Origin of the sequence: Parvimonas micra (assembly GCF_037482165.1) — a bacterium.
Lineage (GTDB): Bacteria > Bacillota > Clostridia > Tissierellales > Peptoniphilaceae > Parvimonas.
Genome location: NZ_CP148048.1, coordinates 1,227,233 through 1,253,090 on the forward strand (window position 1 = coordinate 1,227,233; position 25,858 = coordinate 1,253,090).

The 25,858-nt window shown below is 29.5% G+C and carries 20 protein-coding genes, 2 pseudogenes and 1 riboswitch; of the genes and pseudogenes, 5 read left to right on the forward strand and 17 right to left on the reverse strand.

Going from position 1 to position 25,858, the window contains the following annotated elements:
• Positions 1 to 2: 2 nt before the first annotated feature.
• The 3 genes from WFJ11_RS05950 to WFJ11_RS05960 all read right to left on the reverse strand — a co-directional run bounded on the left by WFJ11_RS05950 (position 3) and on the right by WFJ11_RS05960 (position 4,168).
• On the reverse strand, positions 3 to 1,712 hold the full coding sequence (locus tag WFJ11_RS05950; protein WP_338817162.1) for an ABC transporter ATP-binding protein: 1,710 nt from the start codon (positions 1,710 to 1,712) through the stop codon (positions 3 to 5).
• A complete protein-coding gene (locus WFJ11_RS05955; protein ID WP_338817163.1) occupies positions 1,705 to 3,492 on the reverse strand; it encodes an ABC transporter ATP-binding protein in 1,788 nt (595 codons plus the stop codon). The genes WFJ11_RS05950 and WFJ11_RS05955 overlap by 8 nt, the downstream gene beginning before the upstream one ends.
• A 103-nt stretch (positions 3,493 to 3,595) precedes the next feature.
• On the reverse strand, positions 3,596 to 4,168 hold the full coding sequence (locus tag WFJ11_RS05960) for a TetR/AcrR family transcriptional regulator (RefSeq protein WP_005367034.1): 573 nt from the start codon (positions 4,166 to 4,168) through the stop codon (positions 3,596 to 3,598).
• Between the two features lie 297 nt (positions 4,169 to 4,465).
• On the opposite strand from WFJ11_RS05960, the gene WFJ11_RS05965 reads away from it, so the two are divergent.
• Both WFJ11_RS05965 and WFJ11_RS05970 read left to right on the forward strand, forming a co-directional pair.
• Complete coding sequence (locus tag WFJ11_RS05965) at positions 4,466 to 4,816, forward strand: plasmid mobilization protein (RefSeq protein ID WP_338817164.1); 351 nt, start codon at positions 4,466 to 4,468, stop codon at positions 4,814 to 4,816.
• A gap of 5 nt (positions 4,817 to 4,821) precedes the next feature.
• Positions 4,822 to 6,024: pseudogene (locus WFJ11_RS05970) on the forward strand (relaxase/mobilization nuclease domain-containing protein).
• A 17-nt stretch (positions 6,025 to 6,041) separates the two neighbouring features.
• On the opposite strand, the gene WFJ11_RS05975 reads toward WFJ11_RS05970, so the two are convergent.
• The 6 genes and pseudogenes from WFJ11_RS05975 to secA form a co-directional block, all read right to left on the reverse strand.
• On the reverse strand, positions 6,042 to 6,938 hold the full coding sequence (locus WFJ11_RS05975; protein ID WP_338817165.1) for a DUF4435 domain-containing protein: 897 nt from the start codon (positions 6,936 to 6,938) through the stop codon (positions 6,042 to 6,044).
• Between the two features lie 4 nt (positions 6,939 to 6,942).
• The gene (locus WFJ11_RS05980; RefSeq protein WP_338817166.1) at positions 6,943 to 8,478 is read right to left on the reverse strand and encodes an AAA family ATPase; all 1,536 of its coding nucleotides are present in this window, start codon (positions 8,476 to 8,478) and stop codon (positions 6,943 to 6,945) included.
• Entirely contained in the window at positions 8,479 to 8,697 is a 219-nt protein-coding gene (locus WFJ11_RS05985; RefSeq protein ID WP_338817167.1) for a helix-turn-helix transcriptional regulator, read from the reverse strand.
• 200 nt (positions 8,698 to 8,897) lie between these two features.
• A pseudogene (locus WFJ11_RS05990) lies at positions 8,898 to 9,347 on the reverse strand (DNA-binding protein); the annotation flags it as partial.
• A gap of 197 nt (positions 9,348 to 9,544) precedes the next feature.
• Positions 9,545 to 10,900: a 23S rRNA (uracil(1939)-C(5))-methyltransferase RlmD gene (gene rlmD / locus WFJ11_RS05995; RefSeq protein ID WP_338817168.1), complete on the reverse strand. Its 1,356-nt coding sequence runs from the start codon at positions 10,898 to 10,900 to the stop codon at positions 9,545 to 9,547.
• Positions 10,901 to 10,959: 59 nt separating this feature from the next.
• A complete protein-coding gene (gene secA / locus WFJ11_RS06000) occupies positions 10,960 to 13,680 on the reverse strand; it encodes a preprotein translocase subunit SecA (protein ID WP_269720607.1) in 2,721 nt (906 codons plus the stop codon).
• Positions 13,681 to 13,868: 188 nt separating this feature from the next.
• Positions 13,869 to 13,960, forward strand: a riboswitch (THF riboswitch).
• A 25-nt stretch (positions 13,961 to 13,985) separates the two neighbouring features.
• Between secA and WFJ11_RS06005 the strand changes: the two genes are divergently transcribed.
• Complete coding sequence (locus WFJ11_RS06005; protein ID WP_323988271.1) at positions 13,986 to 14,516, forward strand: folate family ECF transporter S component; 531 nt, start codon at positions 13,986 to 13,988, stop codon at positions 14,514 to 14,516.
• A gap of 642 nt (positions 14,517 to 15,158) precedes the next feature.
• On the forward strand, positions 15,159 to 16,370 hold the full coding sequence (locus WFJ11_RS06010; protein WP_338817169.1) for an arginine deiminase: 1,212 nt from the start codon (positions 15,159 to 15,161) through the stop codon (positions 16,368 to 16,370).
• A 101-nt stretch (positions 16,371 to 16,471) separates the two neighbouring features.
• Here the strand turns inward: WFJ11_RS06010 and ileS are convergent, their stop codons facing one another.
• Positions 16,472 to 19,567 carry an isoleucine--tRNA ligase gene (gene ileS, locus WFJ11_RS06015; RefSeq protein WP_338817170.1) on the reverse strand — a complete coding sequence of 1,032 codons (3,096 nt, stop codon included), beginning with the start codon at positions 19,565 to 19,567 and terminating at the stop codon, positions 16,472 to 16,474.
• A 504-nt stretch (positions 19,568 to 20,071) separates the two neighbouring features.
• On the opposite strand from ileS, the gene WFJ11_RS06020 reads away from it, so the two are divergent.
• Positions 20,072 to 20,548, forward strand: a complete 477-nt coding sequence (locus tag WFJ11_RS06020) for a glutathione peroxidase (RefSeq protein WP_009354737.1) — start codon at positions 20,072 to 20,074, stop codon at positions 20,546 to 20,548.
• Positions 20,549 to 20,583: 35 nt separating this feature from the next.
• Here the strand turns inward: WFJ11_RS06020 and WFJ11_RS06025 are convergent, their stop codons facing one another.
• From WFJ11_RS06025 to WFJ11_RS06055, 7 genes are all read right to left on the reverse strand, one after another.
• On the reverse strand, positions 20,584 to 21,351 hold the full coding sequence (locus tag WFJ11_RS06025) for an ABC transporter permease subunit (RefSeq protein WP_338817172.1): 768 nt from the start codon (positions 21,349 to 21,351) through the stop codon (positions 20,584 to 20,586).
• Positions 21,348 to 22,262 (reverse strand): ABC transporter ATP-binding protein, encoded by a 915-nt coding sequence (locus WFJ11_RS06030; protein WP_338817173.1) that lies wholly within the window; start codon positions 22,260 to 22,262, stop codon positions 21,348 to 21,350. Before WFJ11_RS06030 ends, WFJ11_RS06025 begins: the two co-directional genes overlap by 4 nt.
• Complete coding sequence (locus tag WFJ11_RS06035; protein WP_338817174.1) at positions 22,262 to 22,459, reverse strand: PLD nuclease N-terminal domain-containing protein; 198 nt, start codon at positions 22,457 to 22,459, stop codon at positions 22,262 to 22,264. The genes WFJ11_RS06030 and WFJ11_RS06035 overlap by 1 nt, the downstream gene beginning before the upstream one ends.
• 9 nt (positions 22,460 to 22,468) lie before the next feature.
• Positions 22,469 to 23,827 (reverse strand): hypothetical protein, encoded by a 1,359-nt coding sequence (locus WFJ11_RS06040; RefSeq protein WP_338817175.1) that lies wholly within the window; start codon positions 23,825 to 23,827, stop codon positions 22,469 to 22,471.
• Position 23,828: 1 nt separating this feature from the next.
• Positions 23,829 to 24,179: a GntR family transcriptional regulator gene (locus WFJ11_RS06045; RefSeq protein ID WP_338817176.1), complete on the reverse strand. Its 351-nt coding sequence runs from the start codon at positions 24,177 to 24,179 to the stop codon at positions 23,829 to 23,831.
• Between the two features lie 115 nt (positions 24,180 to 24,294).
• Positions 24,295 to 25,185 (reverse strand): CPBP family intramembrane glutamic endopeptidase, encoded by an 891-nt coding sequence (locus tag WFJ11_RS06050; protein WP_338817178.1) that lies wholly within the window; start codon positions 25,183 to 25,185, stop codon positions 24,295 to 24,297.
• Between the two features lie 32 nt (positions 25,186 to 25,217).
• Positions 25,218 to 25,826, reverse strand: a complete 609-nt coding sequence (locus WFJ11_RS06055) for a CPBP family intramembrane glutamic endopeptidase (RefSeq protein ID WP_338817179.1) — start codon at positions 25,824 to 25,826, stop codon at positions 25,218 to 25,220.
• Positions 25,827 to 25,858 lie beyond the last annotated feature (32 nt).

A 25,858-nucleotide genomic window follows, 5' to 3' on the forward strand; every position in this document is an offset into this window, starting at 1 on the left:
GGTTACACCTCATATTGAGCTTTCCATAATTTTGTGTAGTAACCATCTTTCTCAAGAAGTTCCCCATGCTTTCCTTTTTCAAGTAAATTGCCTTTTTGAAATACGAGAATTTGGTCAGCTTTTTGAATGGTTTTTAAATGATGAGCCACTACAAGTACAGTTCTATTCTTTGCAAGTTCTGTAATAGCATCTTGTATCAAAGATTCATTTACAGGATCAACATTACTTGTCATTTCATCAAGAATTAAAATAGGTGCATCCTTTAGAAAGGCTCTTGCAATAGATATTCTTTGTCTCTGTCCACCTGAAAGAATCCCACCATTTTCTCCAATATCAGTTTTATAACCTTTTGGTAAACTCATAATGAAATCATGTATCCTTGCCTTCTTTGAAGCTTTAATTATTTCCTCTTTTGTAGCTCCTTTTTTACCTACTCTGATATTTTCTTCAATCGTGTTATCAAACAGTTGAACATTCTGCATGACAATGCTGATACGATCTAAAAGCTCATCATAAGGAATATCCCTTATATCAGTTCCTCCAAGTGTAATTTTCCCTTTATGCACATCATAAAATCTTAGAAGCAAGTTGGTTATAGTAGTCTTTCCACTACCTGATTCTCCAACTAAGGCTGTCACCCGTTTTTCAGCAATAGAAAAGCTCAATTTTTCCATTTTAAATTCATCTTTTTCATAAGAAAAATCTATGTTTTCAAAAGCTATATCATTATCTTTCGGAACAATTCCATTCACTTTATCCGGGATTACATCTGCATATAAAATTCTTGAAAGTCTTTCGTAACTATCTATCGCCGAAACATAGTACATATAGTGTTGTTCCATAGAAGCGAACGGCTTATAAAACTCTTTTGAAATTACTGCAAAGATAATAAAATTAAGTACATCAAGACTTCTCTTTGTAACAAGTATTGCTCCTGCAATTAAAAGAACTAAATATCCAATATCCAGTAAAAACCCAAATATAGATAGCTGTTTTGCCTTGAATCTTGAAGCTACTTTGCTTGTTTCTCCAAACTTTTTTGTCTTATTCATAAGCTCATTATCCAAGCTCTTATTGTTTGAAAAACTCTTTAATACAGGTATTCCTCTAACATATTCAACAAATAAGCTAACCATATCAAGAAGTGCTGAGTTGTTCTGATTTTCTATTTTTTCAGATTGCTTAATTGTCAGATATAGAAAGATAAGTGCAATCGGAACAGATACAGCCATAATAATAGAAAGTTTGAAATCAATACTTGCAAGACCAACAAATACGACTGCACCTATCAAAAAATCACCAAACATTCTCGACCACATGTGTCCTACAACAAGGGACATATTATCAACATCTTTGTGTAAAATTGTATTGATCTCTCCCAGTCTTTCATTGGTATAAAATCCCAAACTGAATTTCTTTAATTTGATAATCATGCGTTCTCTTATTTGCTGAACAATATCAAAACCTGCACTATGCTTTTTCATATCTGCGACCATATTACAAATACCTTTGAAGACTACAAGTAATCCAATCGCAATAAAATATTTATAAAGCATATCTAAACTCGTCCCATCAAATATCTGAAACAGTATAGAAAATACGATAACAATCATGGCTATGGAGCTTAGTCCATAAAGGGCAAAGAAGACACTTGATATAATCAAATCTCTCTTGCCGGTTTTTGTAAGTAGTTTTAACATTTCTCTAAACATTTTCTGTTACCACCTCCGTACACTCGCAATCCACTCCGTTCCTTGCTCGTGAAAGACTATTATCTTTCAAATTCCATCTATCAACTTTGTTCTGTGCATCAACCATATCCTTATAAAAATCACATCTTTTCATCAACTCTTCATGGCTTCCTACATCAAGAACAACACCCTTATCCATAACTATAATTTGGTCTGAATCTCTAATCGTATTTAGATGATGAGCAATTGTAATGATAGTTTTATCCTTACTTAAATCATCAATCGCTTCACCGATTAGTCTTTCATTTTCACTATCAACAGCTGCCATTGCCTCATCTAATATTAAAATCGGTGCATTTTTCAGTATCATTCTTGCAATAGAGATTCTTTGTTTTTCTCCACCGGATAACTTAACTCCCATTTCACCTACTCGTGTTTCATATCCATTTGGCAATGCTGAAATAAAGTCATGACATCTCGCTTTTTTGGCAGCTTCTATGACTTCTTCTTTTGTCGCATTAAGTTTCCCGATTGCAATATTGTCAAAAATACTTAAATCGAAAAGGATGACCTCCTGTTGCACACTTCCAATAAGATTTGAAATATTTTCCTGACTGTAATCCTTTATATCTTTCCCATTTATTTCTATTCGTCCGCTGTCAGCATCCCAAAATCCCATAAGTAAATTAGATACAGTACTTTTCCCACAACCACTTGCTCCTACAAAGGCATTCAAACTATTTTTCTTAAAAGTTAAATTGATATTTTTTAGTTCAAAGCTATCTTTTCCGTATGCAAAATTCACATCTTTAAATTCTATATTTCCAAATTCTAAACCTTGTTCTGTCTTTTTCTTTGGAAGCGGAACTGTTAAAACTTTTCCAATCGCCTTTAGAGCTTCCTTAAACACAATAGAAAAATGTTGCAATGTAGCTGTCTTACTTATAGATGTAGTAAAGGCAGACGATAAAATAATGGCAAGTATAAAATTAGGTGTTGTAATATTTCCATAGTAAAGAAATATGCTTCCTAAAATCATGACAATAACTACTCCAATTTCCATAAATATGTCAATGAGTCCCATTGGAATTGTAATTGCTCCCATGCTCTTTTTAACCCAGTAAATATACTCTCTTGCTGTTTTTAATGTTCTTTCGCTAATCTCCTCTTCTTTAGCAAAAGCCTTAATAACAGAAATATTTTTTACATATTCCATTAGCTCTTCTCTCATCTTGTTTTCATGGTTAAAGTAAATAGCAAAGTTCTTATCCATTGTTTTCTGTGAAAGAACTTTTACCAAATACATGAGTGGAACTCCGACAATCATACCAAGTGCAAGACGCCAATCCACAAAAATCATAACTACAAAAATAATGGTAGGCAGAAGTGTAACTGACATTATTTCCGGAAGACCATGGGCAAGGTATACTTCCACTTGCTCTACATCATGTTGAACGATATTGGTAAGCTCTCCTGTATTATGTTCTTTGAAAAATCCTAAACTTAGTTTTTTAAAATGACCGATAATATCTAACCTAAGTTCTGTCAATTTTTCATAGGCTTTTTCATGGGCAACCTTTGTTGCAAAATAATAAAACACACCTTTTAATGCAAATGATATAAAGATTCCTAAGAAAATATATTTCAAATTATCTTCGCTAATATTGTTTGTAATTAAAGAACTAATCAAATATACAAGTAAGATTTGTGGTATCAAATCACATACTATTTTTAAAGCAAGAAGTAAATTGGATAAGCCATTTTTTCCAATCACTTTTTTTCTTAATTCTTTTTCTGGCATGAACAACGCTCCTTTCAAAATTGAATAATATTGAATTTTAATTCAGTATTAAGGTTTAAAGTAAGACTTTGCTGATTACGCAAAGTCTATTTTTTAGTGCTAATTATAGGGATTCCACTCCCTTGTAATAACACCTTGCAATAAGTTTTAGCATATCTTTTGCCCACTTTTCACTTTGATAGTGTCTTGCTATTTCAAGAAGCCCCTCTGTAAAGTTACTGGCTAAAATATGGGCAAGCATTGGATCATATTCCTGTTTAGATTGTCTTTTTAAACTTACTTCAATATGAACCTGCATTTGCGATATGAGTTTTTGTTTTGCTTCTGTATGCTTTGTACCTGAGCTTTTATCCATTAAAATAATTAACTTCTTACGCTCTTTTAAAAGTTCATGAATATAATTTTCTCCAACCTCATCAAATCTTTCAGAAGCAGAACCTTTTTCCAAAGATTCTTCCTCATTAAAGGCTGACTCGAAGTTTATATAAACAGAACTTACTACTGCATCAAACAAAACTTCTTTATTCTTGAAATAGGTATAAATTAGTGCCACAGGAATATCTGCTTCTTTTGCAATTTCTGTTAATTTGGCACCTCTATAATCCTTTTTATAAAACACTTTTTCTGCTGCTTCAAGTATTCTATTTCTAACTTCTTCTTTTAATACTTGTGCCATAGCACACCTCTTTCTATGTTAATACTAAATTTATATTTAATAATAAATCATAATTCAATATTTGTCAAGATGCCTATAGAAAACATATGTATTTTATGATATAATTTACTTAAAATTAAAAACTCGCTTAACGCTTGCTATCTTAATCATTCTTTTGTAGCAAGCACAGTAAGTGTACGGACACTTACGGAAAAATTGATGAAGCAGCCCTTTGGGATCTGCTTCTTTTTTTATCGATTTTTAGCTTGTTAGGGAGAACCCTAATACCCCGAAATACATCTAAAGGAGGAATTACCTATGGCAAATAGGATACGAAATGAACGACTTGAAATCAAATTAACTGTAGAAGAGAAGGCTATTTTTGAAGAGAAACGAAAACTTGCAAAGTGCAGAAATATGAGCCACTTTATTCGCAAGTGCGTTTTGGAAAAGGAAATTTATCAAGTGGATTTAGAGCCTTTTCGAGATTTACAAGGATTACTTTCCAACGCTACAAACAACATCAATCAGATTGCAAAGCGAGTAAATTCGGCAGGTGTAATCTACAAAGAGGACATCAGTGATATAAAAAAGGAGATTGAACATTTCTCAAAAGATCTATGGCAAATTCATTTCCTACTTCTAAATAGGACTTCAGGAGGTGATTAAAATTTATGGCGATTACAAAAATACACCCTATAAAATCAACCCTTAATCTTGCTATTTCATATATTGTTAATGGAGAAAAAACAGATGAGCAAATCTTAGTAAGCACTCATAAATGCCATCAAGAAACTGCTCATACCCAGTTTTTAAGAACACGAAATGATGCCGGCACAAACGGAACTGTTCTTGCAAGACATCTTATTCAATCCTTTTTACCGGGAGAAACTACGCCTGAAATAGCACACCAGATCGGTATGGAGCTGTGTAAAAAGATATTAAAAAATGAGCATGAATTTGTCTTATCTACTCACATAGACAAAGGACATATTCACAATCACATCATCTTCAATAATGTAAATATGGTAACGGGTAGATGCTACCAATCCAACAAAAAAAGCTATCATCAAATCAGGTATCAAAGCGATAAGCTATGCAAAGAAAACAACCTATCTGATAAAACAGTCTAAGGATTGGGACGATTTTCTAAAGAAAATAGCTGATCTTGGCTATGAAATTAAGTATGGCAAACACATTGCTTTTAAACCGAAAGATAAGCGAGATTTACAAGATCTAAAACAATCGGAGAAGATTATACTGAAGAAAGTTTAAAAGAACGCATTGCAGAAATATCGTCTATTAAAACCCCTGCTGTCAAAAAACGCATTGGCAATGTTATTGATATGAACACAAATGTTAAAGTAAAAGAAAGCAAAGGCTATGAATATTGGGCAACCAAACATAACCTTAATACAATGGCTGAGTCTGTTATCTTCCTCAGAGAACAAGGTATTAAATCCATTAAGCAACTTGATGAGTACATCCAAAAAGCAGCCGATGAAAGGCAAAATTTACAGGATAAAATCAAGGTTATTGATAAGGAAATGCAAGAAGCTTTCTGCAACTGTGGAGCAAGTTCATATAGTTAAAAAAACAGGGCGTGCTGCAAGGAATATAAGGCTAATCCATCTGACAAAGCATTTTTTGAAGAGTACAAAGCTCTAATTATCCTATATGAAAATTCCCTTTCAGATCTTAAAATATCATATTCCAGGCTCCCAAATTCAAAGGATATTTTAGATAAACTTGATAAACTGCAAGAAAAAAAGAATACCCTTACGAAAGAGTATTCTTCCTCAAAATCCACTATGGACGAACTTTATCAAAAACGAAAGAACCATGGAATTTATATGAGTATAGAGATGGAGAGATAAAAACATTTCCCTTCTCCTTACGCAGATAGTCTTTCTTTAATATAAGAAATCAATCCCGGTGGTGTATCTGCATACGCAGACAACTCACAAATTATGTCTGATAAATTCAAATGTATTTTCCTCTTTTTTGAAAATAATTTTCTATTATGCTTTTTACCTGCGTCTTGAAATATATTTCTAAATATAGGTGTTAGAGCTTGAGTGAAATATTTTCCTCTTATTTCATTTACTGGGTTTGTTTTTAATACTTCTATCGCATTGTTCATTTCCCATTCAGTAGTCTCAATTGAATCTTCGACCAATCTCTCAAAATCACATATTTGATTGAGGTTTTTAATCACATTATATTCTTTTAAAGGTGTCATTTGTGGAAACTTTCCACAATCTTTAGACTTTTTTATTTGCAAAGAGTACCATGCATTAGCATAAATAATTTCTTCAATAATTTCATTTCTTTTATTTACTATATGATCAAAAACAATTTTAAAATCTAAACTATCCTCTTCACTTTCTTCAGAAAATCCAACAACTCCTATCAACATCCTCTTTATAGCAGAATCTGTAAAATAGTAATTCTCTATTGAATATGAGGATGTAATGTATATACTATCAGAGATATCTTCATTATTATCATAATCACGATCTATAAAATATAAGTTCTTCTTATCATCTTGAATTGCAGCTTGGTTAACAATCATTTCTTGAATGGTTAACACATTCATTTTACAATTACAATGAAAAACTCCATATTCCTTATTCCCAATATGTGATGATACCCTGCTAACATAATACTTAAAATCATCCTTCCCTTCAAAAAATAAAAATATATCTTTTTTACTTTTTAAGGAAATATAACTTTGAAAAATAGACTCTATACAGTCAGATTCGTTCTCCATAACATCCAACAAACCCACAGAACTACACCTCCTTATATTTATCAAGTTCAATAACAAATTTTCTATATTCATTCTTGAATATAAATGGAGAATGTGTTGTCGCAATCATTAATCCGATTTTTTCAGAATTAAAAATATCTTTCAAAAATTCTTTTTGCCATTCTATGGATAAAGATATTTCAGGTTCATCAATTATAAATATGCACGGTGTTACTATATCCAAATAAACTTTTGAAAAAATAGAAATTACTTGTTTTTCGCCTGATGATAAATCTTCAAAATCAATTTTTTCATCATTACAATCATAAACATTCATAGTCAAAAGTGTTTCGTCATATATTATTTTTTTACCAGATAGATATTTTGTACACACATCTGAAAATTTTCTGAGCTTTGAGTCTAATGGCTTTTGTGCGTCATATATTTTAACTAATTTTTGTAAATAATATGATAAAAATTCTATATTAGGTATTGTTTTTCCTCTACTAGACTTATCTAAAAAGCTTTTTAGACTATCGATATTATCTATTCTTTCTTCACCAATTCTTTTTATTATTACATCTACTTTATGCAGGTCAATGGGATTGTATTCATCGATATAGTAACTTACATTTTTCTTCAGTAGCTCGCTAATTATATTTGCATTCATTTCTATATATGCTGTATTTGCATCTTTTCTCATTTTATTCAGCACATTGCTTATTCTATTTTTAACATCATTCATTCCAAATCCCATGTATTTTGGAGACAACTCATATCTATTGTACTCATCTCTACGATTTAGAAAAACTTTATCCAAACCAACTTCTACTCTTCTATATGTTGGATAAAAAAGTATATCTTCCTCTAATGCTTCTTTAATTTTATATAATGTCCTAGAAAGATCTTTATATTGCAGTTCTTTTAGTTCATGCAATATATACATAATTTTCTTATCTTTAATTAAGTCAATATCATTATTAAGAAACCTATAAGATAACTCTTCAATAAACTCTAAATTAATATATTTTTTATGTGCAAAATCATTTCGTAGTTTTATAGAATAACTTCTTGGCACATACATTGATAATTCTTCAAGCAATGCTTCTATTCTCTTAGAATATCTATTATTGTTACTATTAACTTGGAAATATTGTTCTCTATCTATTTGATATGACTCTCCAGAAATATTAACAATAACTTTTTTAAAATTAATATCCATTAGTGTGTTTTGGTCACCTGTCAAAATAGCAACAATTATATTCAATATAGTTGTTTTCCCAATACCATTTTCAGATACCCAAATAGAAATATCATCTCTAAAATTTATTAAGTAATTATATTTTCCAAACAATCCCTCTATTTCTATACTTTCAAAAGATGTTAAATTATTATGATTATTTAATTTTTTATTACGATTAATTCTATCTAAAATAGCCATGATATTTTTATTGTTTAGATCAATTTTATCCAAATCACTTATTGCATCAATATCATTTGATAACAAATAGTCCAGTAATTGCTCATTTGTAAGTGCATATTCTTTGGCTATTTCATCTATACTCCCATATCGTCTCACTTATTTTTCCTCCTTAATATCACTTATTTCTACAATTTCCTCAATATTGCAATTCAAAGCATTACAAATTCTAAGCAAAACATCCGTAGTTACATTCTGCCCATTCTTTATCTTATAGAATGTGCTTTTACTTACTTTTGATTTTTCCATTAATTCATTATTTGTCATATCTAAATCAATGAGTTTTTTGAACAATCTTTTATAACTAAAAACCCTCATTCTTATCCTTCGTTCAAGAAAACTATTTTATTACATTATACCATAAAATATTCTTTTTTCATAAATATATTCTCTTTATTCAAACTCTCATAAATAAAAAAAAGAGCCGGTGCAGTCCTAAGGCCATACCGACAATAAATTTATCTCTCAGCTTCTTTTGATGCTTCTTTCTTTTCTTTAGGCTTTTCCTTATCTTCAGCCTAATATTTTTTGATAGCTCCAAGTACAGATTCTTTCTTTTCCTCCTGCCCTTTCATTTGTTCCTTTGCCTTTAAGAACTTTGAAGAAAGTATCCTTACATTGCTATGCTCCTTGCTATTATCATCAATGGAAATTCTGATTTGACCAAAGAGCTTTACAAAATCTCCCTGCTTAAAGTCTTTGGGAATGTCTCCCTTATCTCCATAAGCAGAGCAATTGTGATACACCTTATTACCATCATCATCTTTGGATACCACAGAGAAATTTGTCATCTTAAAGATTTCTCCATTCCTATTTTCTCTTTCTACAACATCGACCTTTCCTACAATATTTCCGACTATATTTATAAGGTTATCTTTCTCTTCCTGAACATAAGGCAGGTCTTTTATCTGCTCCTATTCCCTTAAATCCTCAATCATATAGTAAAATACCTCATTCAGCAAATTGATTGGAAACAAGATTATTTTTATTATCCACCTCATCATTTCTTATTTCTCGGTTCCTAAATCATTCTTTGTATCTCAACACACCATATCAATGTAAACATTCACATCAATATAATTTTTCAGGACTTTTTTTCGTACTCCATCGCCATCTTCATTAAAGACATAATAATTGCAAAACTGCTTAAAACGCAGGATTTTCACTATTTCACGCTTTGCATCAACGCTATGCTCTCAACATGAACTGTTCTTGGGAATTGGTTAAAGATTTTTAATGTTTTCAGTTCGTATCCATTATCAAGTAGAATTTGAACATCTCTTTTTTGTGTTTTTGGATTGCAGGAAATGTAGACCATTGTTTTTGCTCCGCAGGAGATTATTTTTTCTAATGCTTTTTGGTTTATTCCATCTCTTGGTGGATCTACGATGATTACATCTACCATTTCTTTTCTGTTTTCAATTTCTTCCAGCACATCTCCGGCTATGAAAGTACAATTTGTTAGTCCATTTTCTTTTGCGGATTTATTCGCACTTTCGACTGCTTCGTCTACGATTTCAATTCCATAGACTGCTTTTGCTTTTCTAGCTACAATTTGCCCTATTGTTCCCGTTCCTGAGTATAGGTCAAAGACTACTTTGTTTTCTATGTCTCCACAGAGTTCAATTGCTTTTGAATAAAGATTTATTGCTCCAAATACATTTGGTTGGAAGAATGAAAATGGAGTTACTTTAAATTCCAAGTCGAATATTTTTTCTGTTATGTATTCTTTTCCAAAAATAATATTTATTTTTTCAGGAACAACTGCATCTGCAAGTGAGTCATTTTCAGTATGCACGATAGATTTTATATTTCCCTCTAGTTTTAAGTCCAAAAGCATATCTACAAAACATTTTCTATCAAATTCACTTTGGGTAGTTGTTACGATATTCACCATTATTTCGCCGGTTGTTAGTGCATAACGAATGATTAAATGTCTTAACAGCCCTTCGTGAGTTCTCTTTTTAACAAATGGAAGATTTTTTTCTCTTACGAAGTCGATAATTGCATTTCTTATTATTTCAAAATCTCTATGTACTAAATTACATTCTTTTGTATCTACAACTTCGTAAAATCTATTCTTCTTGTGCATTCCAAGCATTATTAGACTGTCTTTATACATATCTGCAAAAGTATATTCCATTTTGTTTCTGTATGCTGTTTTTAAAGGACTTTCAAATATTTCAGGTTGATCTGAATATACATCTTCAAAAAGTTCCTTTATCTGTCTTTGTTTTAGTTTAAGTTCGTATTCATAGGGAACACTTTGATAGCTACAACCTCCACATTCCAAATAGTTTGGACAAGTTGGATTTGTTTCAAGTTGACTTTTTTCTAAAATTTCCAAAAGTTTTGCTTCCATATGTTTTTCTCTTTTTCTTCCAACAACTACAGAAACTTTTTGTCCTTCAATACCACCTTTGAAATTTACTTTTTTATCTTCAAAAGTAAATTCAGACATATTTGGAAAATTAACTTTTTCAATTATTCCCTCTAAATATTTTTTCTTTCTTCTTGACATATATTTCCTTTCTATTAGCAGAAAAGAGCGAAATAACTTCACTCTTTCCTCTAACTTATCTATTTATTTCTTCCACAACATTTTTTATATTTTTTACCGCTTCCGCAAGGGCATGGATCATTTCTTCCAACTTGTTTTCCTTTAACAACTGTTGTTTGTTCGTCTTGAACATTTGTAGAAACTTCTTTTGCAGCTCTTTCTCTTTCGATTTCAGCTCCTGCAGGTTGGATATTGAATAACCCTTTTAGAACGTCTACTTTGATTGATTCGTTCATTTCGTTAAACATTTCAAAGCCTTCTGCTCCGTATGCTCTTACAGGGTCTTGTTGTCCATAAGATCTTATGCCGATACCTTGTCTTAATTGATCCATAGCATCTATATGATCCATCCATTTTCTATCGACAACCATAAGCATAATTACTCTTTCGATTTCTCTCATTTGTTCTTCACCGATTTGTTCTTCTTTTTCAGCATAGAATTTTTGAGAAACATCAGTAATGTAAGATTTTAATTCTTGTTTGTTTAGTCCTTTCATTTCTTCAAAATTCAAGATACCATGTGGTAAATATGCATTTTCAATTGCCATTTTCAAATCATTTAATTCAATATTTTTTCCGTTAGAATATTGTTCAACAGTTGCATCTATGAATTCAATTAACATTTCTTGAATAGTATCTTTCATATCTGCTCCGTCAAGAACTGCACGTCTTTCTTTGTAAATTACATTTCTTTGAACATTCATAACGTCATCATATTTTAATACATTCTTTCTGATACCAAAGTTATTTGCTTCAACTCTTTCTTGAGATCTTTCAATTCCTCTAGTAACAGATTTAAATTCTAACACTTCGTCTGGGTCATAATTTCTATTCATTGCAAATCTTTGAATAGCTTCTCCGCCGAATAGACGCATTAAGTTATCTGTAAGTGAAACGAAAAATCTTGATTCACCAGGGTCTCCTTGACGACCAGCACGTCCTCTTAACTGATTGTCGATACGTCTTGATTCATGTCTTTCAGTACCTACAATGAAAAGTCCACCAGCTTCAATTACTTTTTTAGCATTTTCATCGGTTTGAGCTTTATATTTTTCATACAATTTTTTAAATTCTTCTCTAGCTTTTAAGATTTCTTCATCATCAGTTTCCCAGAAAGCATCTAAATTATCTAAAACATATTGTGGTGTTCCATTTTTCTTCATTTCATGTTTAGCCATAAAGTCAGGATTACCACCTAAAAGAATATCGGTACCACGGCCTGCCATGTTTGTTGCAATTGTAACTTTACCATAAACCCCAGCTTGGGCAACTATTTCAGCTTCTCTTGCATGGAATTTAGCATTCAATACATCATGTTCTATTCTTTTTTTCTTAAGCATTGCGCTTAGTAATTCAGAAATTTCAATTGAAATTGTACCAACAAGCACAGGTTGTCCTGTTGAATGAATTCTTTCTATTTCTTCAACAATTGCTTTAAATTTAGCTTCTTCAGTTAAATAAACTCTATCATGATGATCTATTCTTATAACTGGTTTATTTGTTGGAATTTCAATAACGTCCATGTGATAAATTTCATTAAATTCATCTTCTTCAGTCTTTGCAGTTCCTGTCATACCAGCAAGTTTTTCATACATTCTGAAGTAATTTTGGTAAGTGATTGTTGCAAGAGTTCTAGATTCAGACTTGATTTCAACACCTTCTTTAGCTTCAATAGCTTGGTGAAGTCCTTCACTATATCTTCTACCTTCCATTATACGTCCAGTAAATTCATCTACGATTAGGATTTCTCCGTCTTCACTTACAACATAGTCAACATCTCTTTGCATTGTATTGTTAGCTTTTAATGCTTGGTTTATATGATGTGCTACTTCCATATTAACTGGATCTGAAAGATTTACAAGTCCAAAAAATTCTTCTGCTTTTTCAGTACCTATTTCAGTTAAGTTTGCCGTTTTATGTTTTTCATTAACTACAAAATCAACAGTTTCTTCTCTAAGTTCTCTGTTGTAAAAGTCTTCATTTTCTTCACTTGGATCTGCAATTCTTCCCTTTAAACTCTTTACAAATCTATCAGCAAGTGCATATAAATCAGTTGATTGATCTCCTTCACCTGAAATAATAAGTGGAGTTCTAGCTTCGTCGATTAAAATCGAGTCAACTTCGTCGACGATTGCATAATTAAGTCCTCTTTGAACAAGTTCTTCCTTGTAAACAACCATATTATCTCTAAGGTAGTCGAAACCAAATTCTGAGTTAGTTCCGTAAGTAATATCACAATTGTAGTTTTCACGTCTTTCATCATTTGTAAGACCATGTAAAATACAACCAACTTTTAACCCTAAAAATTCGTGAATTTTACCCATCCACTCTTTATCTCTCTTTGCAAGGTAATCATTTACTGTTACTATATGAACACCCTTACCTGTAAGAGCATTTAAATATGAAGGTAAAGTTGCAACTAAAGTTTTTCCTTCACCTGTTTTCATTTCGGCAATTCTTCCTTCGTGAAGAACAACCCCACCAATTAACTGTACTCTATAATGTTTCATACCTAAAACTCTATAAGCCGCTTCTCTAACTGTTGCAAAAGCTTCAGGTAAAATATCGTCTAAAGTTTCTCCATTTGCTAATCTAGTTTTAAATATTTCTGTATTATTTCTAAGTTCATCATCTGTTAATTTTGAATATTTTTCTTCGTAAGACATTATTTTGTCTACGATTGGATTTATCTTTTTAACTCTCTTTGAAGAAGAATTAAAAATATCACTAAAAAATCCCATAACTCACCTCTATCTAAAAAATATATTTTCTCACAAGTGATATTTTACCATAAATACTCAAAATTTACAAATTATAATAGAAAAACAACTTATAATTTTTTGTTTACTGTTTCAATCTTGACTTTATTTTAAAAATCTTATAAAATATTATAGTATTCGTGTGATACCAATAGTAGCCTATTTTTTTAGGCAGAGTAGGAAACTTGCATTAAGTGTTACAAGATGGGATGTTGCTTGTAAACGAAGAGATTTCTCGTGGTTAGTTTTCGCATCCACTGTTGGCATTGATTTTTGAAAGGAGAAAAATGAAAAAAAATAGGTTTACAACCACACAATTAGCTATCGCAGGACTTATGATAGCTTTAACAGTTATTTTGTCATATCAAAATATTTATTTATTCCCTCCTAGAAGTGGAAGAATAACACTTAGATTTATACCGATGCTATTTTCTGGTATATTATTAGGACCTACACTTGGAACTATAATCGGTGGTGCTTCTGATCCATTGATATATTTCATGACCTTAGGTTCTCCTGGAATGTATTTTCCGGGATATATGTTTACAAATATGATAATGGGATTTTTCCCAGGACTTATACTTGGAAAAAATATTGAAAAAGAAAGTAAACTTTCTATAACTTTAAAAGTTGCACTTATTTGTATTCTTTCTTTTGTTGTTACAATCTTTTTAGACAGCTTTTGGCTTTCTGTAACAAGAGGTAAAGGATTTTGGTACTATGTTGTTTCAAGAACATTGCCAAATTTAATCCAAATGGGAATTACATTTGTTGCACTTTTAGTTTTAACTACAAGAATAAAAAAAACATACAGATAAAAATAAATTAAGAAAAATCATAAACACGAATTATAAACTGACTGCAATGATAGTCAGTTTTTTTGTTCGTTATAATTTTTTTAATAAATCGTAAGCTCTTTTACAAGCAATGGTATTTCTGAAAGAAATCCTAGAAGATTTTTTATGTATCTTCGATACATTTACTTTTGCTAAAGCAAAAGTATGAGATCTCTCGACTTCGCTCGAGATGACGTTTTAGAGGCTTTACTTTGCTAATTGTTTTCACGTGAATTAGTTTATTCTCTTTATAGGTAAATAAAGTTAGGGCTAGATTGTCTACTCTCGAGATGACGTGTAAGGAGCTTTACTATGCTAAGTATTTTGACGTGAATTAGCTAATTCTCTTTACAAGTAAATAATCTAAGTTAGGGCTAGATTCGCTTCCCCTTCATTTCGGTCGAGATGACGTGTTAGTAGCATTTCTTTGCTAATTGTTTTCACGTAATAAATTTACTTTTTTTTTCAAATAAAATATATTTTATTTATTATTTAAACTTACCAAAAAATATAATACAGAAAATGTAAAACTTTGTTTCGTATTTGTCAATATATCTATAAAAATGTATTGTCTTTAAATATTTTATCTGTTATAATATATTTAATAAGTTTAAGGAGGGAGCTATGAAAATTAATGTAAATTCTGAAATTGGAAAATTAAAATCAGTTTTACTTCACAGACCTCATAAAGAACTTTTAAACTTGACACCTTATTTACTTGATGAGCTTCTTTTTGATGAAATTCCTTTTTTGGATAATGCACAAAAAGAACATGATATGTTTGCAAACATTTTTAGACAAAATGGATGTGAAGTGTTCTATCTTGAAGATTTGTGTGCTGAAAGTCTTTATGATGACGGTATAAGAACTGCTTTTATTGAAGAATTCTTTGATAATGCAGATGTGCATGTAGAAAACGAAAAAAGATTATTAAAAGAATATTTATTTTCTATCAAAGACAATAAGGAATTAGTTTTAAAAATGATGGAAGGTGTTAGAAAAAACGAAGTAGATTTGAAAGAACCTTCAACTTTAAGCGAACTTATTTCAAAGAATGATTTTTTCATTTCAAAACCACTTCCTAATTTGTATTTTACAAGAGATCCTTTTTCATTCATTAAAGACGGAGTAAGTCTTCATACAATGTGGTCCGTTACAAGAAGAAGAGAAACTCTTTTTGGAAAACAAATATTTGAACATCATAAAGAATTTAAAGGAATTAAAAAATGGTATGATAGAACAGATATTCCTTCAATTGAAGGCGGAGATATTTTAGTTTTATCTGAAGATGTTGTTGCTATCGGTGTTTCTCAACGTTCAACACCAATGGCTATTGAAACTATTGCGAAAAGACTCCTTGAAGATGAAAATGGAGTAAAAACCGTATTAGCTTTGGTAATTCCAAACAACAGAGCTTTTATGCATCTTGATACTGTTTTAACTTCAGTTGATAGAGATTTATTCACTCTACACCCTGAAATTGAAAAGACATTAGAGATTTATTCACTAAAATTAGTTGATGGAAAAATAAAAGTTGAAGTTGAATCAACTGATATAGAAGTTGTATTAAAAAAGTATCTACATGTTGATAAAATTGACTTTATCCGTGAAGGAAAAGGCGGACTTTTAGATACTCATAGAGAACAATGGTCTGACGGATATAACACTTTAGCTATAGCACCTAGAGAAGCTATCGTTTATGATAGAAATACTATAACAAATCAATTACTTGAAGAAAAAGGAGTAAAACTTCATAAGATTAATTCAGGTGAATTATCTAGAGGACGTGGAGGTCCAAGATGTATGAGTATGCCTCTATTTAGAGAAAACTTATAAAAAATTTAAATTAAAGCACAGAATTTCTGTGCTTTTTCTATTTCCTATTTTTGCACAAAAAAAACAACGGATTTTTACCCGTTGTTTTTCAATGTTTTTTATTATACTCTTTCTACAAATAATTTTCCAACTTCTCCATTAAAATCAACTTCCTCTGTATTCAAATTGTCAACAAAAGTCAATTCAACACCTAAAGTTTCTTTCATTATAAATTCTTTGTAGTTTTCAACTGCTTTTTTCAATCTTTCTGAACATGCACATTTTATTATAATTTCATCAAGAACATCAAAATCAGCAGATTTTCTCATTTGTTGTATTTTTGAAATTACTTCTCTTGCAAAGCCTTCGTCAAGCAATTCATCAGTTAAAGTTGTGTCTAAAATTACGAAAAGATTATTTTCCATAGTAACGTCAAAGCCTTCTTTTGCACTAACTTTTACATCAACATATTCTTTTAAGATTTCAGTTTCTTCTCCATTTAGATTTACAAAAACAGAACCTTTTTCAAGTTTTTCTAAAAATTCTTTTGGATTTGTTTCATTTAAGAATTTTCCAAATTCTTTAATTTTAGCTCCTAAAATTTTACCACAAACTTTGAAATCTGGTTTTAACATATAATTCATAAAGCCTGATAAATCTTTTTCGAATACAACTTTTTTAACATTAAGTTCTTCCTTAATCAATTCTTCTAAGTCGCCAATTTTTTCTTTTAAAGCAAAATCAACAACTATTTCAGAAAGTGGTTGTCTAACTTTAATCTTAACTTTTTCACGACTTGCACGACCAATTGTTACAAGATTTCTAACGATATCCATTTTTTCTTCCAATGCTTCATCAATTAAACTTTCATCACATTCAGGAATAAAATCTAAATGAACACTCTTCTTGTCAGTTAAATTACGATACATTTCTTCTGCAACAAAAGGAGTAATAGGTGCAATAATCTTTGAAACTCCAAGTAAAATTTCATAAGTTGTATTGTAAACAGCTTTTTTATCATCATCAACTTCTGTATTCCAAAATCTTCTTCTATTTCTTCTGATATACCAATTTGATAAATCTTCTATTACAAAATCAGAAATTGCACGAACAACCTTTGTAACTTCAAATTTATCCATATTTTCGTTATACATTTTCAAAAGATTATTATAACGAGACAATATCCATCTGTCTATTTCAGGTCTCTTATTGTATTCTACAAAGAACTCTCTTGGATCTATGTCATCTGTTCCTGAATAAAGTTGGAAGAAATTATAAGTATTTTTGAAAGATCTGAAGAATTTGCTTTCAATTTCTCTAAGTCCTTCAACGTCAAATCTAGTTGGAACCCAAGGTGGTGAAACATAAAGTGAATAAAATCTCACTGCATCTGCACCGTATTTATCAAACAATTCTATCGGATCAATTGTATTTCCACGAGATTTACTCATCTTCTTACCGTCTTTATCCAAAATCAAATCATTTACCAAAACATTTTTATATGGAGATTTTCCAGTTATTAATGTTGAAATTGCAAGTAATGAATAGAACCATCCACGAGTTTGGTCAATTCCTTCACTAATGAAATCTGCAGGGAATAATTCTCCAAAGTTTTCCTTGTTTTCAAAAGGATAATGATGTTGTGCAAAAGGCATCGCTCCGGAGTCAAACCAAACGTCAATAACGTCTTTTTCTCTTGTCATTGTGCCACCACATTTTTCACATTTTAAATGAACATTATCAACATAAGGTCTATGCAATTCAATATTTTCATCAATATCTTCTATACTTCTTTCAGCTAATTCTTTTCTTGAACCAACACTTGTACAATGTCCACAATCACATTTCCAAACATTAAAAGGAGTTCCCCAATATCTTGAACGGCTAATTGCCCAGTCATTTAAGTTTTCAAGCCAGTTTGCAAATCTCTTTTCTCCAACAAAGTCAGGATAGAAATTTACAGCCTTTGCATTTTCAATTAATTTATCTTTATATTTAGTAACTTCAATATACCAAGATGGTTTTGAATAATAAATTAAAGGTGTATGACATCTCCAACAATGTGGATAATTATGTTCAACCTTTTGTTTTTTCAATGCCTTATTATTTTCAAAAAGATATGTGATAATATCAGCGTCACATTCCATAACTGGTCTACCTTCATATCTTGTAGTGCTGAATTTTCCTTCTTCATTAACAGGATTAATCAAAGGAAGATTGTATCTTCTTCCTGTTTGATAATCATCTTCCCCGAAAGCTGGAGCACTATGAACGATACCTGTACCGTCTTCAACAGTTACATAGTCAGCAAGAGTTACAAAAAATGCTTTTTGTTTTACGTCAATTTCAGGAATAAGTTGTTCATATTCCCAATATTCCATATCTTTTCCTAAGAATTTTTCGACAACTTCATAATCTTCTCCTAAAACTTTAGTTGCTAAATTTTCCGCTAAATAATAATATTCATCTTTATATTTTACCTTTACATAGGTTACATTAGGATTAACAGTCAAAGCAACATTAGAAGGAAGAGTCCAAGGTGTTGTTGTCCAAGCAATAAAATAAGCATCTTCATCTTTCTTCTTAAATTTTGCATAAACTGTTGTAGTCTTAATCATTTCATAACCTTGAGCTACTTCGTGAGATGCAAGACCAGTTCCACAACGTGGACAATATGGTAGAATCTTTGCTCCCTCATACATTAAACCTTTTTTAAAAATCTCATTCAAAAGATTCCAAACAGATTCAATATAATTGTTGTCAAGAGTGATGTAAGGATTGTTCATATCAGCCAAGAAAGCCATTCTTTCAGACATTTCTCTCCATTTACTTTCATAAACGAAAACAGAATCTCTACATTCCTTACAGAATTTTTCTACTCCATAATTTTCAATATCTTTTTTGCTTGAAAGACCTAATTTCTTTTCAACTTCAATTTCAACAGGTAGTCCGTGAGTATCCCAACCTGCTTTTCTCTTTACCTTAAAACCTTTCATTGTTTTATATCTACAAGTCATATCCTTTAAAGTACGACTTATAACATGGTGAATACCGGGTTTACCATTTGCTGTAGGAGGACCATCATAAAAAATATAATTATCATGTCCCTCTCTTGAATTTACAGATTCATGCAACAAATCTATCTCATTCCAATATTCAGATATTTTCATTTCTCTATCCTTAACGGACTCTTTTGAAAGCTCTCTAAACTTTGCCATATATACCTCCATTTTTTCTATAAAAAAATCCCTAAGATAAGATCTTAGGGACGAAATTTTTCCGTGTTACCACCCAAATTATTTAAGATTATAATAATCTTAAATCACTCAAAAATCTTTAACGGGATTAACCAAAAAACTCCAAGTTGATACGAGTTTGCTTCATAAAATAGTTTGCACCTGACACTATCTCTCTGAGTTAATTCACAAGCTCCGTCCTCTTCATCGTTTATTATAAAATACGAGTATTATTGTACTATAAAAGCATAAAAAAGTCAAATATTTTATTCAATTAATTTAATAAACATTCAAATTAACTTTTTATTTTAAACAATTTATAAAAGTTGTTTATTTTTCGATATTTCTCTTTTAATAATTATAAAATTATTAAAAATATTTATTTATATTAAATTTTTCTTATTAAAACAAGTTAATTTATGTTTGTTATTCTAATTTTAAGGGTATTAAAATAAGTATATCTTATACATATTATCGGAGGTAGAAATGAATATTTATGATTTTAAAGTAAATGACATTGATGGAAATGAAGTTTCAATGGAACAATTTAAAAACAAAGTTTTACTTATAGTAAATACAGCTAGCAGTTGTGGTTTTACCCCTCAATTTGAGGGATTACAAAAATTATATGACGAATATAAGAATAAGGATTTTGTAGTTTTAGGATTCCCTTGTAATCAATTTAAAAATCAAGATTCTGGATCTAATCAAGAAATTAAAACATTTTGTAGTATGAACTACGGAGTAACTTTCCCTATGTTTGAAAAAATAGAAGTTAACGGAAAAGACACTCACCCATTATATAAGTTTTTAAAAGCAAAAAAATCTGGTCTTTTGGGAAATAAAATAAAATGGAATTTCACAAAATTTCTTATAGATAAAAATGGAAATGTCGTTTCAAGATTTGCTCCGCAAACTGAACCAAAAGATATTGAAAAACATATATTAGAACTGTTAAAATAATTTAAAAAATGCATTGTCAAATAGACAATGCATTTTTAAATTTCTTTTCTATTTAATACAAAAATAGATGTAAAAATCATCAAAATTGTAAGTAATATTGTAGTTAAAATCGAATATCTATAATCTGCAAATGATATACTTCCCTTAATTAAATTAATATTATCTGAAAATAGAAAAATTGGTAAAAACTTAGCTATTTTATCATACATTCCAATTAAAAATTGTAATGCAACTGTTATAACTAAAGTTGATAAAGCTCCAACAGTATTTCTAAAAACAAAGCTTGCAAAACATTCCAAGATTATTAAAAATATTCCAAATATCCAAATTGGGATTGAAGCCTTTATTGCAAGTAATATCTCAACATTTTCTTTAAATATATATGTTGTATATATGTTAAAGATTAAACAGTAAATAATCAAAGATACTGTCCATAGTAAAGAGGCAAAAACCATTTTAGAAATTACTATCTGAAATCTAGGCAATCCCTTTGCAACTAAATTTACTAATGTTTTTTTAGAAAACTCATTTACTATATAATTACTGAAAATTATAACTATAAATATAAAGCCCAGTTGAGTTACATTTTTAAAAAACTGTACCCATGAATCTATAAATGTAGGCTCTTGAAGTCCTTTAGCTAGCTCTTCTCCTAAAAATGATTTTAAAATTTCAGGAGAAATTTTTGCTGTAATAGGACCTAGAATACCAAGAAATAAAAATATAAAAGACATTATAAATAATTTTTTATTTCTAACACTTTCAAGATATTCTTTCTTTAACAATGCTATAAATATTTTCATTTTATCACCTCTATAAATAAATCTTCTAATGAAGGCTTAATTATATTGTAGCTACCAATAAGCAAATCATTATCTAAAACTGTTCTAAATATTCTATTTTCTATATATTTCAAATTTTCAAAAGAAGAAAATATCACAGAGCAATCATTTAATTCTACTTTAATATTATTAGTTTCAAATTTACTTAGAAACAAATCTCTATCTTCAATATTAAAGAATTCTATAGAAATTTTATCTTTAAATCCCATATTTTTAATATCAGATATATTTCCATTTAAACAATTAACACCTTCATTTAATATCAAAAACTCATCACAAACTCTTTCAACATCTTGTAGAATATGAGTTGAGAACAATACAGTCGTATGCTCCTTAATCTTTAATAGTATATCCAAAATTTCTTTTCTACCGATTGGATCTAAAGCAGAAGTTGGTTCATCGCAGATTAGTAATTTAGGCTTATTGAATAATGCTTGAGCAATTCCAAGACGTTGTTTCATGCCTCTTGAAAATTTTCCAATCCTTTTATTCTCGTCTTTTAAGCCAACTAAATTTAACATTTCTTCAGTTCTTTCTTTAATTTCTGATTTTGATAATCCCGTGATTTCTCCACATAAATTAAGGTATTCTTTTGAAGTCATATAATCATAGAATTCTGGAACATCAGGCAAATATCCAATAAATCTATTAGTTTTCGTATTTCCAAAATGGACTTTTTCATCAAAAACTAAAATCTCCCCACAATCAGCTTTTAAAAAACCTAAAATGATTTTCATAGTGGTTGTCTTTCCAGCACCATTTTTCCCTAGAAATCCAAAAATCTGCTTTTCTTTTATACTAAAAGATAAATCTTTGATTACGTCATTTCCATTAAAAGTTTTTCTTAGATTATTTACAGTTAAAATATTCATTATTCTTCACTTCCAAATACAAAATATGAAATAGGTCCAATAGTTTGAATAAGAACTATCACACAAATCCATATCAATCTATTTCCATATCTATAATTTTGATGTTTTAAGCAATGTCTTAATGCAACTACTAATAATGTTATATTTATAATAATAATTGGCAATAAAATTAAAAAATGTTCTCTTAAAAAGTCCATAATTCCCTCCTATTTATCCACAAAATTTTTCAATTTTTCATAAAGTTGTTCAGTTTCCTCATTAGTTCTCATATTAATATAAACTGGCTTTTCATTTTTTCTGCTTATCTTTATGACCTTATCTGTTTTGTTGAAAACATAAAGCCTAACATTTCCTTCTCCCTCTAAAGAGAAATTACCATATGCCTTTTCTTTAGTAGCTCCACCATTCATCCTAATAGCTCTTTTTTCAGGAAATTTATCAAGCAATTCTAAATTCTCAATATCACTTTGTTTTATATTATCTTTATAAAGTATTGTGGAAATTTTAACAGTATCTGAAATTTCAACTTTCCAATCTTTTTCAAAAGTTAGTGCTAGCGCTAATATAATTACAAATGCGATAAGCATATTAGTAAAAGCAAATAATATTTTCCCTTTTTTATTTCCTCGATTAATAACTGTACTACTACTACTATTCATCGGGTCAGATACTAAAAGTCTTGGATCATTAGGATTTTTATATCCAAAAATGTCATAGTACTCATCTTGATCTTCAATAAATTTATCATCTTCAATATTACTGCTTATTTCTCTGTCAATTTTATTAATGGTATATATAAGATAGAATACAAAAAATGTAATAGAAATGATATATCCCACAAAAGGAATAAAAGAGTATTTATCCATTTTTTGTAAATATATTAAAACTAAAAATAAAACAGAATATAAATTTACCAAAGTAAAAACTTTATTTTGAAATTTTATAATTTTCATTTTATTTATATTTAAGTTTTTCTCTCTATCATCACTTATAACTGTTATTCTAGTCTTTCTCCAAAAAAGTCCAATAAATATCATTGCTACTAATGTTGTCGATAAACTTATAAACAAAATTAACTCCATATCAGCAAAAGTTCCAAAAATAGAAAATCCTCCAATAAAAACCAACAAAGGAATTAACCATACTAAAATAGGAAGTTTTTGCTTATCTATTTCTCTATTAACTGTTATGTCAACATACTTTCTCGTAAAACTCGCAAAGTTCTTTTCCTTTTTTAATTTTCTCATTTGTTTTATATATTTATCTGATAACACCCCAATTGAAATTAAATAAGCAAATAATATTCCAAGAAGGAGTATAATTTCTATATCAGTATTAATAAATAATAGGGAAAATGAGAGTATAAAAAATACTAAATTAAGCAATTTAAAACTCTTTAACCCTTTTTTACTAATCTCTTGAACTTCCTCACTATCTACCTCATTTATGGGAATTGTAGTAAGCAAAATTTTTCCATTATTGTAAGAAAATCCTTTCTTTTGTGAAAAATAACTTATAGCAAAAACCATCCATAGACATCCAATTAAAATTAAATCATAAGCCATATTAAAAACTCCTTTCTATAAAATCTAGTAAGAACTCTTTTCCAAGATTTCTCATTTTAACTTCATTAATTAAATTTTGTAAATTCTCTTTTATGTTTTCAATATTTTTTTCCGTGCATCTAACATATACAATCGAGCCTACACGTCTGTCAATCTCTATTACATTTTCACTCTTTAAAATTCCATAAGCTTTATTTACAGTCATAGGATTTATTCCAAAATCTTTTGCAAGTTGTCTAACAGATGGTAATTCATCTCCATTTTTTAAATTTCCCTCTGCAATTTCTTTGATGATTCCATTGCAAATCTGAGTGTAAATAGGAACTTCCGACAAAGTATCAATAAAAAACATTTCTCTCATCTCCTTGTATTATATATTATAATACAGATAATACAAAAAATCAACAAAAAAAGTTTAGTATTTAAGAAAAAATTATTTTATCTTAAAAGCTAAACTTTATTAATTGTTAATTTAAAACTACTTCTTCTTTATTTTTCTTTGATTTCCAAAGATATAATGCCAAACAACAAACTGTCATCAAAACAGATGATAAGATTGTTCCCTCTAGTCCAAATGTTGGATTATAAGCAAAACTTCCTTTTACTGAACCTCCAATTTTAAAAATTGAATATGGAACATTATTTCCACTATTTGGCAATCCAAGTAATATGCTTTGAGTAAAATTCCACATTGTATGCAATCCCATTGCCATCCATAAACTGTCAAAATAATATATAATCATGGATGCGAAAACTCCAAAAATAAATATACAGTAAAATGGCAAAATAGACATTCCATTATTGAACAAATGTAATGCTGCAAAGAATAATGAATTGAATATGATAACAAAAGCAGGACTATTAGTAGATTTTAATAATCTTTGATACATAAAGCCTCTGCATAAAAGCTCTTCCGCCGAAGATTGAACAAAAACGGCAAATAGCAAGCCAATTGCAGGAAACATTTCAAACAGACTAAATCGTAAAGGAAAATCTCCATTTATCATAGCAATTAAAGCGCAAAATCCATTTAACACAAAGCCTAATAATAATCCTAAAAATAAATATGCTATAGTATTTCCTTTAGCCTTAGTTGTTATTTTATCGATTATATAATGATTATTTTTAAAAACTAATAGTACAAAAAGAACTCCAAACCATATATAAATGGATAGAATATACATAATAAATGTATAACTAAATTCATTAGCTTTGAACAATCCAGATGTAAATAATAGTCTAAGTAATCTAGGTGTAATCCATCCTCCAACAATTTGAGTAATATATATAATTGCATAACTTATTATACAAATCCATAAAACATTATCATACCACTTTTTTTCCTGTAAATTTTCCATTGCTTTTTTAACTCCTCCTATAAATTATACTATTATACTAAAAAAGTATAACAAATGCCTGAAACTGTATTGAAAAATGCATGCATTCCCCAACCTATTAATATTGAGCCTCCAGCTTTTTTTTCATTTATATAACCAATTATCCAACCAATCATTCCAGTAAATAAAGTTATTACAATACTTTTTAAAATTCCAACAGCAGAGAAAAACAAAATTCCATGAATACAACCAAATAATAGTGCTTGAATTAGATTCCCTACTGTAAATCCAAATTTATTTCCAATTCTTTTTAAAAGAAAACCTCTAAATAATATTTCTTCAGGAAAAGAAGTATTAAAAAATGCATAAACTAATATTGAAGGCAAAGCCTTAATTCCTAATCCTGTATACTCAGAATATGCAACATTCACATTTTTAAGTATATAGAAGATAAAAACTGAGAAAATTGAAACTAAAACTATTACCATAAGAATCCATGCAGAAAGTTTATTTTCTTTTAAATTTTTTACTTTTTTTAATCCAATCCATTCAAAAAAACTCATCTTTTTTCTTGAAGTAACTAACCACCATAAAAATGGTATTAATGAAAATACAATAATTTGAATAATACTGTTAGTCAATTTTTTTATTAGCAAATCCATAATTAAATCTCCCTTCTATTTATTCTTACACT